Here is a 15,917-nt window from a genome sequence, read left to right on the forward strand (position 1 = left end):
GTACAGCGCTCCTGCTCTGGGAAAGGGCGGAAAACGCTGCCGGGACCGGTCGATTTTCCGATCACGAGAAATGCCGGGGCACGGAAGTGTGGACTGAGCGGGACCAGATCCAGGCGTACCAGTTCCTCCGACGGCGGTTGGTGTCCGCGCTGGTCACCTCCGACCCCAACCACCCGACCTCGCCGCACCGGCGGCTGGTGATGGGCACGGTCCTGGGCACGGTGGCCACCATGCTCACGGCCGCCGGCTTCGGCATCTCCGGCATGATGGCGCCCAGCCCGCCCCCGGACTGGCAGCACACCGGGCTGGTGATCCTGGACTCCGACGGCGGCGGCCGCTACGTCCTGGACAACACCGGCGTCCTGCACCCGGTGACGAACCTGGCCTCGGCCCGCCTGCTCGCCAACGGCGTCAAGACCGTCTCGGTGACCACCAAACTGCTCGGCGGCACCCCCCGCGGCGCCACCCTCGGCATCGCCAACGCCCCCGACATGCTCCCGGACCCCGCCGGCGTGATCACCGCCCCCGCCCCGGTCGCCTGCTCCCGCGCCACCTCCGACATCCCGAAGCAGACCGGCCCGGCCGGCGCCCTCCTGCTGGCGCACACCGGCGACGCCACCGCGAGCCTGGACGGCATGGTCTCCCTGCCCGAAGGCAGAGCCCTGGTGGTCCAGACCCCGAAGGGCGACCGCTACCTGATCACCGACGGTCTGAAGTACAAGCTCGCCGACAACAACGTGATGACCGCGCTGGGCTACCAGGCCTCCGCGACCTTGCCCGTCGCAGCGAGCTGGCTCACCACCCTGCCCTCCGGCCGCGACCTGGCCCTGACGGCCGTCCCCGGCGCCGGCGGCCCGGGCCCGCGCGTCGGCGCCGTGAAGCGCAAGGTCGGCGAGGTCCTCACGGTCGACAACGCGGTGGCCGGCAAGACCCTGTATTACCTCGTCCTGTCCGGCGGCCTCGAACCGATCCCGCAGATCCAGGCGGCGCTGATCGTCGCGGACGGCGCCAACGCCGCCGCGTACACCGACGGCCCGCAGCAGCCCCGCCCGGTCTCGGTCTCCGACGCCACCGCCGCTCCCTCGGCTCCGGCGGGCGAGGACACCAAGGGCTACCCGGCCGGCGTCCCGGGTCCGGTCACCGGCCTCGGCGCCAGCACGGTGGTCTGCGCGACCGGCGACGGCGCGGCGCCGGCGCAGATCGCGGTGGGTGTCGCCGTCCCGCTGCCGCAGGGCGCGCGCACCGTGCCGACGGGAGCGCCGCAGGGCGGCACGGTCGCGGACGAGGTCTACCTGCCGCCGGGCACCGCCGCCCTCGCCACGATCCACACGGAACCGACCACGCAGAACAACGGCAGCCAGCAGAACGCGCCGGTCTACCTGATCACCGATGCGGGGACGAAGTACCCGCTCACCGACGGCACGGCCCGCTCGGCGCTCGGCTACGGCAACGCCGCCCCCGCGGTACTGCCGACGACCGCGCTGGCGATGCTGCCGACCGGGCCCGCGCTCGACGAGGCGGACGCGCAGAAGCCGGTGGTGGTCGGGAACTGAGATCGGCGGCGGCTTTACACGCCCCGCAGTGCCGCGAGCACCGAAGGCCAAGCCTGCGCCCCGAGCCGCCGTTCCGAATCCTCACTGCCGCCGTAGTCGAACTCCTCCGAGACCGCGTTCGCCGGCTCGCCCGGGAACAGCACCCGGTGCCCGGCGTCTCCGTGGCTGATGAGCCGGACCGTGCGGCGCGCGACCCGACGCCGCTCGGCGAGCCGCAGCGCGTACGTCATCGCCGGCCACATCCGGTCCTCGCCGCCGGCCACCAGCAGCAGTTCCGCCTGCGCCTGCTCGACCGGGATCCCGGCGGCGGCGAGGCGGTCGGCGAAGGTCTTCTCGCTGAGTTCGTACAGTCCGCGGACCGCCCTCGGGCGCGCCGGCGCCGTGTCCCACCAGCTGTCGTCGTAGGGCACGAAGGGCAGCGGCTCGCCCTGCCACGTCCACGACGAGCGGTACGGCGTGCGCTCGCCGTCCGGACCCACCCCGACGTTCCCCCACACCAGCGACGTCGGCGCGAGTGCGACGACCACATCGACGCGCGGGTCCCGGACCGCCGTCAGCATCGCAGCCTCGGCGCCCTTGGAGTTCCCGACGATTCCGATCCGCTGCGCGCCGCGTTCCTGCAAAAGATCGATGGCAGCGGTGAACGTCTCCAGCGGGAGCTCCCAGATCCCCTCGCGCTGTCCCGGACCGCCGAACCACCGGATCGCCAGGGCGGACAAACCCTCCTCGGCGAGGATGCGGGCCCGGTCGCGCAGAATCCGGCCGCTGGACCCGGCCAGCACCAGGACGCCGAACTCGCTGCCGCCCTCGGGCTCGCAGAGCACCGCTTCCCACGGCTCCGACATCTCGTGCTCGACGGTGACCACGGCGTCCTCCTCAGCCTCGGCTCGCTCAGCGACGGAAAGCCGATGATCAAACCTTACCGAGTCGCCCCCGACGGAAGTCCAGCCCAACAGAGCACCGAGGCCGCGACCCCTCACCCGGACCCCTCACCCGGACCCCTCACCCGGACCCCTCACCCGGACCGCTCACCCGGACCCCTCACCCGGACCCCGCACCCGGACCCCTCACCCGGGCGCCTTACCCAGACCCTTATCCCGGCTCCTCGCCCGCCACGGGCACCCACAGTGTCACCGACGTGCCGTTGCCCACCCGCGACCCGACGCCCGCCGTCCCGCCGACCTCCGCCATCCGGGCGGCGACCGACTCGCTGAGGCCGAAGCCCGGCCGGTGCGCCTCCGGGTCGAAGCCGACCCCGAAGTCGCGCACCACCAGCGTCAGCCCGTCCGGCTCGTCCCAGACCCGCACCAGCGCCTCGCCGACGCCGGAGTGTTTCAGCACATTGCGAAGCGCCTCGCGGGCCGCCGCCAGCACCGCGGCCCGGCGCTGCGGCGTCAGCCCGTCGTCGCCGTCCACGCCCTCGGCCGCGTCCAGCCGCATCCGCAAGCCCTCGCGCGCCAGCTCCGTGCCGAGCGCGACCAGCCCTTCGACCACGCCCGGCGTCGTGCGCGCCTCGGAGCGCCGCGACAGTTCCCGCCGCAGCGCGACCGCCTCGGCGTGCGCGATCGCGCGCACCTCCCGCAGCCGCCGCGCCGCGTTCTCCGCGTCGCCCGGCAGCGTCAGCGCGATCGCCTCAAGGGTCTGCAACACCGTGTCGTGCAGCGACCGCCGCACCCCGGTCCGCAGCCGCTCGGCGTCGCGATGCAGCAGCGCCAGCACCCCGGCCGCCATCAGCACCGCGATCAGCAGTACCGCGACGTCGCCGAGGAACACCGGTACGACCACGCCCGATCCGGTCCCGGCGAACATCGCCGACCGCACTACCGCGCCGACCGCCACTGCGCCCAGCCCGCCCGCGACTCCTCGCGCCAGGGTCCACAACGCGACGCAGCCCGCGAAGTACTGCCACGACACCTCGGCCGCACGCGCCGAAGGCGCCGAGACCGTGCTCATCGCGAGGTTCCCGGCGATCGCCAGCGCGCTGTCGGCGCCGAGCACCGTCCGCGTCGGGACGCCGCGCGCCGCGCCGAGCCACAGGGCGCCTGTCGCCAGGATCAGGGCCGCGCACAGGCCCAGAACCGTCCCGCTTCCGGAGCCGCCGAAACTACCTACGTATACCAGCGCCGCGGCGGGCAGGACCCCGATCTGGAACGCCAGCGGAAGTGCGACTACGTACTCAGCCCCGTCGTCCAGCCGTTCCCGGACCAGCCATCCCCGGACCGGCCGGCCCGGGATCCCCGCACGCCCCGCGAACCGCCCCGCCGCCTGCGCGCCCCTCAGCACGCCGCCGACTCGGCGAGCACGCCGAGCTCGATCGCCGCCCGCGTCATGTCGGCCCGGCGGCGCGCGCCGATCTTGTCCCGGATCCGGTCCAGGTAGGAACGCACGGTCCGCACGCTGATCCCCATCGCCATCGCGATGTCCCGGTCCCGCTCGCCGGCCGCCACCAGCCGCAGGACCTGCTTCTCCTGTCCGGACAGCTCCAGGCGCGGGCCGGCCTGCCGGTTCTGCTCGGTGGTCAGCACGATCGAGGCCAGCGTGGGGGAGACGTAGCTGTTGCCGGCGGCTATCTCGCGCACCGCGCGCAGGATCTCAGCGCCCTCGGACTCCTTGGACAGGAAGCCGCGGGCGCCGGCCGAGATCGCGCCGAGCACGTCGGACTTCGCCGCCTCGCCGGAGACCACGAGCACGCGGTTGCCCATGCCGTTGATCTGCAGGACTGCCGCCGAGCCCTTGACCCCGGGCAGCGTCAGGTCCAGTACCACGATCCCGTCGCGGCGCGGCCGGCAGGCGACGAATTTGCCCACGCTTCCGGCCACGACGTCCACGTCCATGTCCCCGGCCTCCTCGAACAGCCGGGTGAGGGCGTCGCGGTACAGGGGGTGGTCCTCCACGACGCTGACGGGGATACGGGAAGACTCCTGCTCGGGGCGGACGCGGGTGGCTTCCATGGGGTCGCCTCTCATGTGCTCGGGGACGCGGACCGGGGTGGGACGGACCGCGGGCGGTGGGGGGTCGCCGCCGGCGTCGGCCCGCTGTGAGGCCCACGCCGACGCCGGCGCAGCACCTAGTGTCACCACCCTTAAACGACGCGTCGTCGGTAAAACTACGTAACCCGCTACTACCTCTTACATCGAGGCGCTACCTAGCGCGGTACGCGGCGCTACCTACGCGGCGGACCTGCAACGGGCAACCGGCTGGCGTCGTAAGCCGCAAATAAACAGAATGAAAGGTCTGCGTCACCGGGGCTCGGTACAGTCAAGGCCATACCTGCCGGAAGTAAAAACTCTGTTGTTCCCTCGGAGCGTCAGGGGTCGACCGTCTTGGGGGAGGTACGCGTGCTTGCCATCGGTTCGCCACAAGCCTGGCAGGCCCTGGTCGGGCGGGAAGCCCAGGCCGAGCGGATGGCCGAAGCCGTCGCGGCGCTGGCCTCGGGCCGGGGCGCCGTGCTGGAGATCGCCGGGGACCCCGGGATGGGCAAGACCCGGCTGCTGGGCCGGCTGGCGCAGCTCGCCTCGGGCCAGGGCGCCCGCGTGGCCCGGTCCACCGCGTTGCGCGGCAACACCATCGCGCGCCAGCTCTTCCGCGACGCCTGGGCCGACGTGCCGGCTCCGGACGCCGCCGACGCGGACGACGACGAGGGCTTCCGCCGCGTCCGCTCCGCCCTGTCCGACTGGGCCGCCGACCCGGTCGGGATCGGCGGCGCGGTGATCTTCGACGACGTCCACCTCGCCGACGAGGCCTCCACCCGGCTGCTCGCGCGCCTGATCCGCACCCCGGTGCCCGGTCCGCTGCTGATGGCCATCGGGCACTGCCCGCGGCGCACCGGCTCGCTGCTGCTGGAAGCCCTCGACGACGGCTCCCGCACCGGCACCGTGGTCCGGGTCGAGCTCGGCGCCCTGGACGTCACCGCGGTCAACCAGCTGCTGTCCGCCTGGTCCGGCACGCGGGACCTGGACCCCGGCTACCTGGAGCAGATCCGCGCCGCCTCCGACGGCAACCCGCGCTATCTGCGGGTGCTCAACGCCGCCGGCTGGCGTCCGGAGCTGTGGCCGGACAGCCCCGGCGAGGACACCGGCGCGCTGCTGCGCGAGGGCGCCTCGATGGCCGCCGAGCTGGACGCGCTGTCCGCCGCCGAGACGTCGGTGGTCACGGCGGCCGCGGTGCTGGGCGGCTCTTTCCGGCCCGAGGACGTCGCAGTAATCTGTGCCGCTATAACACCTGGTGCCGCTATAACATCGGGCGCCGCCGTCACACCCGGCGCTTCCACGGCCTCCAGCGCCTCCGCGACCCTCGGCCTCGGTCTGGCCGGCATCCTGGACGCCCTGGACGACCTGGTCCGCGCCGACGTCGTCCGGCACATCGCCCCCGGCGCCCGCTTCGCCTTCCGGCATCCGCTGCTCGGGCACGTCGCCCACGAGCGCGCGTCGCTGCCCACCCTCCTGGCCGCCCACCAGCGCGCGCTGGACCTGCTCAAGGCGCGCGGCGCGGGCATGGTGGACCTGGCCAAGCACGCCGAGCACCTGGTCGGCACCGACGCCGCGGCCGCCGCCCCGCTGCTCGCGCGCGGCGCCGGCGAGATCCTGCCCGACGCCCCGGAGACCGCCGTGCGCTGGCTGCGCCTGGCGTTGCAGACCCCGGTGGGGGAGCGGCCCAGCGCCGAACGCGACGCCCTGATGCTCGAGTGCTGCCGCGCGCTGTCCGCCGCCGGTCGCTTCGAGGAGGCTCGCGCGCTGGCCCACGACGTCCTGCGCGACGACACCTGGCTGACCGGTCCGCTGCGCCAACGCGCCTACGCGATGCGGATCGCCGCCGAACGCCAGCTCGGCCGCTACGACGAGGCCTCGGCGGTGGCCAGCGCCGCGATCGAGGCGCTGCCCCGGCCGCTGACCGCCGGCGCCGCCGAGCTCGCCTTCGAATACGGCGCGCTGCACCTGTACCGCGGCACGTACGCGCTGGCGCGCCCGGTCGTGCAGGAAGTCGCCGCCGCGGTGAAGGCCGCTTCCGAGGGGACGGCAGCGGGAGCCGCCGGAGCTGCTGGAGCCACCGGATTCGCGGACGTCGCCGTGGCGCGCGCAGGGTCCCGAACATCCGCCGCGAGCGCCCCCGACGAGGCCGGACCGCTCGGCGCATCGCATGACGTTGACACCTATTTGATCGATATACCTTCGGCGCCCGAAGCCCGCGCGGCGGCGGCGGTCCGCGTCCTGGCCGCGTTCGGCGACGCCTTCCTCGGCGAGACCGCCGACGCGATCCCCGCCCTGGTCGAGAGCGCCCGCCTGGTCGACGGCCTGCCCGACGCCACCGCCGCCCGCAACCCCGAACTGCTGGCCATGCTCGGCTGCGGCGAGATGTTCATGGAGGGCTACACCGCCGCCGCCCGCCACCTGCGCCGCTGCCTGGCCATCGCCCGCAAGGGCGGCCCGCAGCAGATGAAACTCAACGTCCTGCTCGGCCTGGCCTTCATCGACCAGCAGACCGGCAACCTGCGCCGCTGCGAGGAGCGCGCCGAGGAGGCCAGCCGGGTGGCCCGCGCCACCGGCGCCGACGATGGCGTCAGCATGAGCGAGGCGCTGCGCGTCGGCGCCATGATCTGGACCCGCCCGCGCGCCGAGTCCGCCGCCGTCGTGGCCGCCGCCGAGCAGGCGCTCCGCTCCGCCCGCCCCGGCAACGGCTGGTGGTCCGGCTCGGCGGCGATGCAGCTGGCCGTGGTCCGCATGGTCACCGGCGACGCCGCCGGCTGCGTGGACGCGCTGCTGGAAGGCGGCGGCGGCCCGGAGTTGCGCAAGCTCCAGCCCGCCTACCGTCCGATGCTGCTGTCGATGCTGTCCACCGCCGCCCTGCGCTGCGGCCGCCCGGATCTGGCACGCCAGGCAGCCCAGGATGCCGAGCAGGCAGCGGAGGCCTCGGGTCTGTCCGTACAACGTGCGTACGTAGTCCGCGCCCAAGCCGCCCTGCGTGCCGCAGAAGGCGACCACGCCACCGCGGCCCAGCTCTTCGAGCAAGCCGCCCTCGGCTTCCGCCGCGCCAACCGCCCGGTACAGCACGCCTGGACCCTGCTCGCCGGCAGCGCCTCAGCGATGCAGGCTCTGGGTCCGACGGTCGCGGCGACCTGGCTGGACACCGCCGAGGAAGTCGCACGCGTCCACGGTGCGGCGCGCATCGCAGAAGACGTCGCCGACGTCCGGACGCGGTTGCTCACCGGCGGGGCGGCGCGTCCGGCGGCGCAGCCCGCCGCGACGGCGCTCGCCGGCGCGGTGGTGGTCGTGACCCCGACCGCGGTCGCCGCCGGTGCGGTCGCACCGGTCGGCGCGGCAGCGGCAGCGGCAGTGATGGCGGTGCCGGCGGCCACGGACGGCGCGCCGGTCGACCCGGCGCCGCCCGTCGCGCTCCAGCCGGACGTCCGCGACCTGCTGACCACCCGCGAACGCGAGATAGCAGCCCTGGTCGCCACCGGCCGCCGCAGCCGCGCGATCGCCGACGAACTCTTCCTGAGCCATCGCACGGTGGAGACCCACCTGGCGCGCATCTATCGGAAGTTGAACGTTTCGTCGAGGACCGCGCTGGCGCACCTTCTTCAGGGTACTGATTCCCCAGGACCGGACTGACATCCGGCTCGAGGTCCTACTCCTTCACCCCGCTTCCCAACGCCGCCGACGTGAAGTGCCGCTGCGCGATCAGGAACAGCGCGATCACCGGCACCGCGAGCACGCACGCTCCGGCCAGGATCACGCCGTAGGGATTCGTCGCGGTGGCGGCGTTCGTCGACACGTACTCCCCGAGCGAGACCGCCAGCGGCTGCATCGAATGCTGCTTCGTGATCAGGAACGGCCACAGGAACTCGTTCCACGGCCCGATGAACGTGATGACCGACGCGGTCAGGATCGCCGGCTTCGTCAGCGGTGCGGCGACCAGCAGCAGCGTCCGCACCTCGCCGGCGCCGTCGATGTGCGCGGCGTCGAACAGCTCGTCCGGCAGCGAGACGAAGAACTGCCGGAAGATCAGCACGGCGGTGGCGTTCACCGCGAACGGCAGGATCATCCCGATGTAGTTGTCCGCCAAGCCGTAGTCGCGGACCACGAGGATGTACAACGGGATCATCATCACCTGGAACGGCAGCACCAGCACCAGGATCAGCATCCCGGCCACCGCCGGCTTGCCGGGGAAGCGCAGCCGCGCCAGCGCGTAGCCGGCGGGCAGCCCGATCACGATGGTCAGCACGACCGTGCCGAGGGTGAAGATCGCCGAGTTCCCCAGCGACGGCAACAGCGAGATCGCCTTGTTGACGTCCCGGTAGTTCTGCAAGCCGATGTTCCCCGACCGGGGAATCAGGCCACTGAAAGCACTGTCCGCGTGTAGCTGCAACGAGCCGACGACCATGTAGTACAACGGGAAAATGCTCGCCAGCGCGCCGAGGGTGACGAAGCCGTAGGTCACCACACGTCGCAGAACCCTGCCGGTGGAGCTGTTCCTCATGCTCGTTCCCCCTCTCGCGACTGAGCCAGCCGGCGCGCCCCGGCTCCGAGCCCGGCGACCAGCAGCACGAACAGCGTCAGCATGATGCCGATCGCCGCGCCGACGCCCGGTTTGCCCTGCTCGACACCGTCCTGGTAGATCAGCAGCGCCGGCGACATCGTCGCGCCGTTCGGGCCGCCGCCACCGGTGAGCAGGTACGGCTCGGTGAACAGGTTGGCGCCGACGATCAGCGCCAGCGTGGTCACCAGGATGGTGATGTTGCGCAGCGCCGGGACCGTGATCGAGCGGAACTGCCGCACCACGCCCGCGCCGTCGATGCTCGCCGCCTCGTAGAGCGAATCAGGGATCAACAACACCCCGGCGAGGTAGAGCAGGACGTAGAAGCCGAGCTGTTTCCACGTCACCTCCAAGGCGATCACGACCATCGCCAGCTTGGAGTTCACGAGCCAGGACGGATTCGGCGCCAGGCCGCCCAGGACGTGGTTGATCAGCCCGCTCTGGCTGAACAGGAAGTACCAGACGCCGATGACGGCGATGCTCGCGGTGACGTAGGGCACGAAGAAGGCCGAGCGGAAGAACGCCTTCATCCGCGTCAGCTTCGCCAACACCGCGGCCAGCGTCATCCCCAGAATCACGGTCAGCGGCACGTTGATGACCAGGAACTCGCCGATGTTCAGGAACGAGCGGCGCAGCTGCGGATTCGACCACGCCGCGCGGTAGTTCTTCAGGCCCACGAACGGCTGCGGCACCGACGCTCCGGGCGCCGCGTACACATAGTCCAACACTGATATCCGGACGCCCTGGATGATCGGCACGGCGTAGACGACGATCAGGTACGCCGCGTATGGCGCGACCAGCCATAACCCGACGAGCGTCTTGGAGCGCCGACCGCCTCGCTTCGCGCGGGACATCGCCGCCGCCTACTTGGCGATGTCGGAGGCGACGGTACCGGCCGCGTCATGCAACCACTGGCTTGTCGGCTGCTGACCGAAGACCACGGACTTCAGGTAGCCGTTGCGGAAGTCCTGCCACATGGTCACGCCGTTGGCGACGTTCGGGACCTCGACGGTGCGGGCCGCCTGCTGCGCGAACAGCGTGTATTCGGGGTGCGCGGTGAAGTAGGACGCGTAGGTACTCGGCAGGTCGCTGCGCAGCGGCATCTGGCCGGTCATACTCAGCAGCGTGCCGTCGTTGTCCTGGTCGGTGGCGAACTTCAGGAAGTCCCAGGCGGTCTGCCGGTTCTTGCACGCGGTGAACACCGAGACGGTCTTGGAGTCGGCGAAGGTGTGGATCTGGTCGGCCGGCATCCCGGCGGACGTCGGGACCGGTACCGCGCCCCAGTTCACCTTGCCGGCGTAGGACGCGATGGCCCACGGTCCGACGATCGCCATCGCCGACTTCTTGTCCGCGAACGCGTCGCCGTTGTACTTCTCCTTCGGCGCCTGGTTCTTGGCGTAGACACCGGACCAGAAGTCCGCGACGGCCTTCCCGGCGGCGTCGTCGAAGGTCGCCTTGCCGTTCGCCACCAGCGGCTGCCCGCCGCTCTGGGCGATGTAGAGCGGGTAGTAGTCGAACCAGTTCTGGTAGAACTCGTTGGTCGCCGCCGGTGCGATGGCGTACTGCGCGGCGCCGGAGCTGAGGAGTTTCTGTGCCGCGGCCTCGAAATCGGCGTACGTGGACAGCACCGGATGGTCCGGATCCAGTCCGGCGGCCTTGAACATGTCCTTGTTGTAGAAGATCATGACCGGGTTGCTCTTCCACGGCAGCTGGTAGTACTTGCCATCAGTGCTCTTGTACTCGGCCGCGACAGTCGCACCGCTGCGTCCCTCGACGTAGGACACGCCATCGGCGAAGTCGTTCAAGGGCACCAGTCCGCCCTGCTTCACCCAGCCCGATATCGCCGACGGCGAGCCGTTGAACACCAGGCACGGCGCGTTCCCGGCGGCGATCGCGGCGGTGATGACCTCCTCGGAGCTGCTGCCCGCGGGGATCTCCTCGCCGGTGACCTGTTGGTCCGGGTGCGCCTTGTTCCACAGGGCGACGGTGGCTTTGCCCCAGGAGACTTCCTGGGCGTTGTTGGAGTACCAGATCTTGATCGGCCCGCTGCTGAGCTTTCCGCCGCCGGAGCCTCCGGAGCTGCATCCCGCCAGCGTGAGGGCCGTGCAGGCCAGCGCCGCGACGGCGGCGGTGAACGTGCGCAATCTCGCCATGGCTGATCCTCCCGAATCCGGCGTAAGGGGTTCCAAAGCCCCTTCCCCGGAGTATGGGAATCAAAGCTCGAAGTCGTGTCCAGTCGGGATTTGCGCACCCCGGCGCGGCGGCGAATTCACTCGCCGCCGCGCCGCGTGTCCGGCTACTGTGGTGCTCGGCGCCCGGTGCGTAGGCAGCGGATACTTCTTGGATCTGAAGGTTGCCGGTTCGAGTCCGGCCCTCCTCCTTCACCGGAGGCGGTAGCTCAATGGGCAGAGCATCAGACCGGCTATGCCGGGGTCCCCGCAGCCGATTTGATCTCGGGCGCCTTATTCGTTCCCTGTTTTACTTCACCACCTCGTAATCGACGAACACGATGTTCTCGCCGACGCTCCGGGTGCTGATGAGCCGCAGCGGCTTCACGCCGCCGGCCGTCCCGAACAGGCGCGCTCCCTCGCCGACCACGACCGGGATCACCATGAGCCGGATCTCGTCGACGAGGTCCTGCTCGATCAGCGCGTGGACGAGCTGGAAGCTCGCGTACACCAGCACCTCGCCGTCGATCTCCTGCTTGATCCGGGCGACCTCGGCGGGCAGGTCGGCGCTGACGACCGTCGCGTTGGACCAGGCGGCGCTCTCCAAGCTGCCGGAGACGACGTACTTCGGCATCGCGTTCAGCTTCTCCGCCCACGCGCCGTCCCGCCCCAGCCAGCGCGAGGCGAACCACTCGTCGGTCGTGCGCCCCAGCAGCAACGCCTCGCCGGCCAGCGCCTCCGCGGCGAACGCCGCCGCCCACGGCGCCCGGTCCTGTCCCACGACCTGGTCGAACCAGCCGCCGAGGGCGAAGCCCTCCTTGCCGTCCGGGTCCTGCACGACGCCGTCGAGCGAGGCGTTGGTGCTGACGATGATCTTTCCCATGATCGTTCCCCTCATCACTGCGGTACCCGCCCGCACTGCGGTATCTGTCGGCCATGCAGACACCGCGGCGGGCGCCCGATTGGGCGCCCCCGGACCGCCCAATCCGTGCGCCGCGAGGTGTCTGCACAGAAAATGGGAACGGAAGGTGTGCTCATGAAGGTAGGCGGAATGAGTGGAATGGCCACCAAAGCGATGACCTTGACGCAACGTGCCAGATCCGGCGACGGCGCGGCGTTCGACGAGCTCGTCGCCCCCTACCGCCGTGAACTCCAGGTGCACTGCTACCGCATGCTGGGCTCGTTCCAGGACGCCGAGGACGCGCTCCAGGACACGCTTCTCAGCGCCTGGCAAGGACTGAGCGGCTTCGAGGAACGCTCCTCGGTCCGCACCTGGCTCTACCGCATCGCCACCAACCGCTGCCTGAACGCCCGCCGCTCGGCGAGCCGCCGCAGCGCCAAGGAATGGAACGTCCCGGGCGTCGAGCCGCCGGCGCCGACCAGGCTCGGCGAGGTGTTCTGGCTGGAGCCCTTCCCCGACGCCCTGCTCGAGGGCGTTCTCGACGCCTCACCACCCGGTCCCGAGGCGCGCTACGAGCAGAGCGAGGCGATCTCGCTGGCCTTCGTGACCGCGCTACAGGTGCTGCCGCCGCGACAGGTGGCGGTGCTGCTCCTACGCGACGTTCTCGGATACCACGGCGCCGAGGTCGCGGAGATGCTCGACACGACAGCGGAATCGGTGAGCAGCGCCCTGAAGCGAGCCCGCGCCGGCCTCGAGCGCCAGCGCTCTGCCAGCGCCCCAACCTCCGGCTCCTCCGAAGAAAGCGCACTCGCCGCCAAGTTCGCCACCGCCTACGAAGCCGCCGACATCGAAACCCTGATCGCCCTCCTGACCGACGACGTCTTCACCTCGATGCCCCCCATGCCCTTCGAGTACCAAGGCCGCGACGCCACCATCACCTTCCTCACCAGCATCCTGGCCACCGGCCGCCGCCACCGCCTGATCCCCACCCGAGCCAACAACCAACCCGCCTTCGGCGCCTACCTCCGCGGCACCGGCGCCACCAGCCACGGCGTAGGCCTCTTCGTCCTCGAAACCACCACCACCGGCATCAGCGCCATGACCCGCTTCGAGAACGGCGTCCTGCCCTGGTTCGGCCTGCCGCGCTCGATCCCGGCGGCTTAGGGGGTGCGGTTGCGGTTGGTTGGTGGTTTCAGAAGCTCTTTACGGCGCCCCTGACTGATGTGTGGGCGGTGTGGGCGGCTGGTGCGGTTTGTTTGTGGGTTTTCAGAAGCTTTTTACGTCTTCGAGCATGGTTTGATGGCCTCGCAGGGGGCGCAGTTCGGTGGAGCACCGCATTCCACGCTGGCGGCCGGCGGTGGTGGGGCGACACGACCGCGCGCAGGTCCGAGTCACTGCGCACGCGTTGGGGTTGGCGGGTGGCGGCCGCGTTTGAGGGGCACCAGAAGTCAGGTCAAGGGCAGGGCCTCCGGCGGCGCCTTCGCGGCGAGCGGCCTCGCTCCGGGGAGGGGGCGGTCGCGCTGTCCGGCGGCGGTCGTTGCTTGTGGTCGCCTTAGTCCCGGATTCCCCGTCGCGTCGGCGGGCTCTGCCAATCTTTTCGGCCTGGCGGTGTAAAGTCGGATCGCTTTTGCTGTGGTTGAGAAACGCTCGACTTGACACCGCCAGTCCGAAAAGATTGGCAGAGCCCGCCGACGCGACGGGGAATCCGGGACACAACCCCGTATGGTGTGGAGGATCCACCGGCGTGGGTGGCAGGCTGCTGCTTCATCTACTCGCCGACACCTTCGGGAAAGGCAGTTGCGCCTTTCGCTCAAGTCGCACGAAACAGCACCCCGGCAATTGCGATCCGACTTGACTCCGCCAGGCCGAAATGATTCCGTCTACGGCGACGACAGCGATGAGGGATCCGGGGTAAAGGCGACCAACACTCAGACCGGCACCGAACAACCCAACCCGGCCCAACCCCCCGTTGCAGAGTGCCCCCGCCGGAGGCGCCTGCCCTTGACGTTGACTTCTGGTGCCCCTCAAACGCGGCCGCCACCCGCCAACCCCAACGCATGCGCAGTGACTCGGACCCGCGCGCGGTCGCGTCCCTCCACCACCGCCGGCCGCCAGCGTGGAATGCGGTGCTCCACCGAACTGCGCCCCCTGCGAGGCCATCAAACCATGCTCGAAGACGTAAAAAGCTTCTAAATACCCACAAACCAGCCGCACCAGCCCACACCCCGCCACCCGTTACCTTTTAGGAGTCCCCGCAAGGGGGACGATCTGGCCTCTGGGCCTGGTATGGCTCCTCCACCCTGTCGCCGCCGTTGGCGGTATGGCCTTGTGTGTGTTGCCGCCGGGCTTGGAGCACTGCTTGACCGCTGATAAGGGGCCTGGTCTGCTCCCGTGCCCGGTGCAAGACCGGGGGTGTAGGGAGTGGCCTGTGTAACGTGGTTGCTGGCGCGCGGTGCATGGGTTTAGGCCAGGTCGGCACGATGGATGGAGGGTCTTCGTGTACGACACCAGCGGCATCGGCGTCTTCCTCGGTTTGGACGTCGGCAAGGGCGAGCACCACGGGCACGGGCTGACCCCGGCCGGAAAGAAGGTGTTCGACAAGCAGTTGCCGAACAGCGAGCCGAGGCTGCGGCAGGTGTTCGACAAGCTCAAGGCCAAGTTCGGTACCGTGCTGGTGATCGTGGACCAGCCGGCGAACATCGGGGCGCTGCCGCTGACCGTGGCGCGGGACTGCGGCTGCGAGGTCGCCTACCTGCCGGGTTTGGCGATGCGCCGGTTGGCCGACACCTACGAGGGCGAGGCCAAGACCGACGCCCGCGACGCGTTCGTCATCGCCGACGTCGCCCGCACCAACCCGCGCACCCTGCGGCAGATCACCGTCACCGACCAGACCGAGGCCGAGCTGGCCATGCTCGTCGGGTTCGACGACGACCTGGCTGGCGAATCCACCCGCACCTCCAACCGGCTGCGCGGCCTGCTCGCCCAGATCCACCCGTCCCTGGAGCGCGTCCTCGGCAAGCGGATCCGCCACCCGGCCGTCCTGGAACTGCTGAGCCGCTACGGCTCCCCGCAGCAGCTGCACCAGGCCGGAGGCGACCAGATCGCGGCGGTCCTGAAGCCGAAGGCGCCGCGGATGGCCGCCCGCCTGGCCGCTGAGATCACCACCGCGCTGGCCGAGCAGACCGTCGTCGTGCCCGGCACCACCGCAGCCGAGGTCATCGTGCCCTCGCTGGCCCGGCAGCTGGCCGAGATCCTCACCCAACGCGACGCGCTGGAGGGCCGGCTGGCAGCCCTGCTGGAGGCCCACCCTCTTCACCGACTCCTGACCTCCATGCCCGGCGTCGGGGTCAGGATCGCCGCCACAGTGCTGATCACCATCGGCGACGGCCGCACCTTCCCCGACGCCGACCACCTGGCCTCCTACGCCGGACTGTCCCCGGCCACCAAATCCTCCGGCTCCTCGATCAAAGGCGAACACGCACCCAAGCGCGGAAACCGGCAGCTCAAACGGGCCATGTTCCTGTCCGCGTTCGCCGCCCTGCACGACCCCGCCTCCCGCGACTATTACGACCGGCACCGCAACAGCGGCAAAACCCACACCCAGGCCCTGCTACGCCTGGCCCGCCGCCGGATTACCGTCCTGTTCGCCATGCTCCGCGACGGCTGCCTCTACGAATCCCGCCCGGCATCAGCATGATCAAACCGCTTCCCCTCTTGACGAAAAACATAGGGGCACACATAAGTCATGAGCGCCCTCTTTAC

11 protein-coding genes are annotated in these 15,917 nt (G+C 70.8%); 4 read left to right on the forward strand and 7 right to left on the reverse strand.

What is annotated here, in order from left to right; translation table 11 throughout:
- The first annotated feature begins 86 nt into the window (after window positions 1-86).
- On the forward strand, window positions 87-1,553 hold the full coding sequence (gene eccB / locus CACI_RS15660) for a type VII secretion protein EccB (protein WP_012787352.1): 1,467 nt from the start codon (window positions 87-89) through the stop codon (window positions 1,551-1,553).
- A gap of 14 nt (window positions 1,554-1,567) precedes the next feature.
- Here eccB and CACI_RS15665 read toward each other — a convergent pair whose 3' ends face one another.
- From CACI_RS15665 to CACI_RS15675, 3 genes are all read right to left on the reverse strand, one after another.
- Window positions 1,568-2,419, reverse strand: a complete 852-nt coding sequence (locus tag CACI_RS15665; RefSeq protein WP_012787353.1) for an acyl-CoA thioester hydrolase/BAAT C-terminal domain-containing protein — start codon at window positions 2,417-2,419, stop codon at window positions 1,568-1,570.
- Between the two features lie 226 nt (window positions 2,420-2,645).
- The gene (locus tag CACI_RS15670) at window positions 2,646-3,836 is read right to left on the reverse strand and encodes a sensor histidine kinase (RefSeq protein ID WP_012787354.1); all 1,191 of its coding nucleotides are present in this window, start codon (window positions 3,834-3,836) and stop codon (window positions 2,646-2,648) included.
- Complete coding sequence (locus CACI_RS15675; protein WP_012787355.1) at window positions 3,830-4,504, reverse strand: response regulator; 675 nt, start codon at window positions 4,502-4,504, stop codon at window positions 3,830-3,832. The genes CACI_RS15670 and CACI_RS15675 overlap by 7 nt, the downstream gene beginning before the upstream one ends.
- 387 nt (window positions 4,505-4,891) lie before the next feature.
- Between CACI_RS15675 and CACI_RS45610 the strand changes: the two genes are divergently transcribed.
- Window positions 4,892-8,161 carry a helix-turn-helix transcriptional regulator gene (locus tag CACI_RS45610; protein ID WP_012787356.1) on the forward strand — a complete coding sequence of 1,090 codons (3,270 nt, stop codon included), beginning with the start codon at window positions 4,892-4,894 and terminating at the stop codon, window positions 8,159-8,161.
- 16 nt (window positions 8,162-8,177) lie between these two features.
- Here the strand turns inward: CACI_RS45610 and CACI_RS15690 are convergent, their stop codons facing one another.
- The 4 genes from CACI_RS15690 to CACI_RS15705 all read right to left on the reverse strand — a co-directional run bounded on the left by CACI_RS15690 (window position 8,178) and on the right by CACI_RS15705 (window position 12,137).
- Entirely contained in the window at window positions 8,178-9,029 is an 852-nt protein-coding gene (locus tag CACI_RS15690) for a carbohydrate ABC transporter permease (RefSeq protein ID WP_012787357.1), read from the reverse strand.
- Window positions 9,026-9,940 (reverse strand): carbohydrate ABC transporter permease, encoded by a 915-nt coding sequence (locus tag CACI_RS15695; RefSeq protein WP_012787358.1) that lies wholly within the window; start codon window positions 9,938-9,940, stop codon window positions 9,026-9,028. Before CACI_RS15695 ends, CACI_RS15690 begins: the two co-directional genes overlap by 4 nt.
- Window positions 9,941-9,949: 9 nt before the next feature.
- Entirely contained in the window at window positions 9,950-11,239 is a 1,290-nt protein-coding gene (locus CACI_RS15700; RefSeq protein WP_012787359.1) for an extracellular solute-binding protein, read from the reverse strand.
- A 325-nt stretch (window positions 11,240-11,564) separates the two neighbouring features.
- Window positions 11,565-12,137, reverse strand: coding sequence for a dihydrofolate reductase family protein (locus CACI_RS15705; RefSeq protein WP_012787360.1), 573 nt, complete (start codon window positions 12,135-12,137; stop codon window positions 11,565-11,567).
- Between the two features lie 177 nt (window positions 12,138-12,314).
- Here CACI_RS15705 and CACI_RS15710 point away from each other — a divergent pair, with 177 nt between their 5' ends.
- Entirely contained in the window at window positions 12,315-13,319 is a 1,005-nt protein-coding gene (locus CACI_RS15710) for a sigma-70 family RNA polymerase sigma factor (RefSeq protein WP_012787361.1), read from the forward strand.
- Window positions 13,320-14,652: 1,333 nt separating this feature from the next.
- Window positions 14,653-15,852: an IS110 family RNA-guided transposase gene (locus CACI_RS15715; RefSeq protein ID WP_012787362.1), complete on the forward strand. Its 1,200-nt coding sequence runs from the start codon at window positions 14,653-14,655 to the stop codon at window positions 15,850-15,852.
- Window positions 15,853-15,917: the final 65 nt, after the last annotated feature.

It is taken from the genome of Catenulispora acidiphila DSM 44928 (genome assembly GCF_000024025.1).
Classification (GTDB): Bacteria; Actinomycetota; Actinomycetes; order Streptomycetales; family Catenulisporaceae; genus Catenulispora; species Catenulispora acidiphila.

Coding starts and splice junctions, on each gene's coding strand:
- CACI_RS15710 (WP_012787361.1), top strand. CDS start 12,315: ATGGCCACCAAAGCGATGACCTTGACGCAACGTGCCAGATCCGGCGAC.
- CACI_RS15700 (WP_012787359.1), bottom strand. CDS start 11,239: ATGGCGAGATTGCGCACGTTCACCGCCGCCGTCGCGGCGCTGGCCTGC.
- CACI_RS15675 (WP_012787355.1), bottom strand. CDS start 4,504: ATGGAAGCCACCCGCGTCCGCCCCGAGCAGGAGTCTTCCCGTATCCCC.
- CACI_RS15705 (WP_012787360.1), bottom strand. CDS start 12,137: ATGGGAAAGATCATCGTCAGCACCAACGCCTCGCTCGACGGCGTCGTG.
- CACI_RS15690 (WP_012787357.1), bottom strand. CDS start 9,029: ATGAGGAACAGCTCCACCGGCAGGGTTCTGCGACGTGTGGTGACCTAC.
- CACI_RS15695 (WP_012787358.1), bottom strand. CDS start 9,940: ATGTCCCGCGCGAAGCGAGGCGGTCGGCGCTCCAAGACGCTCGTCGGG.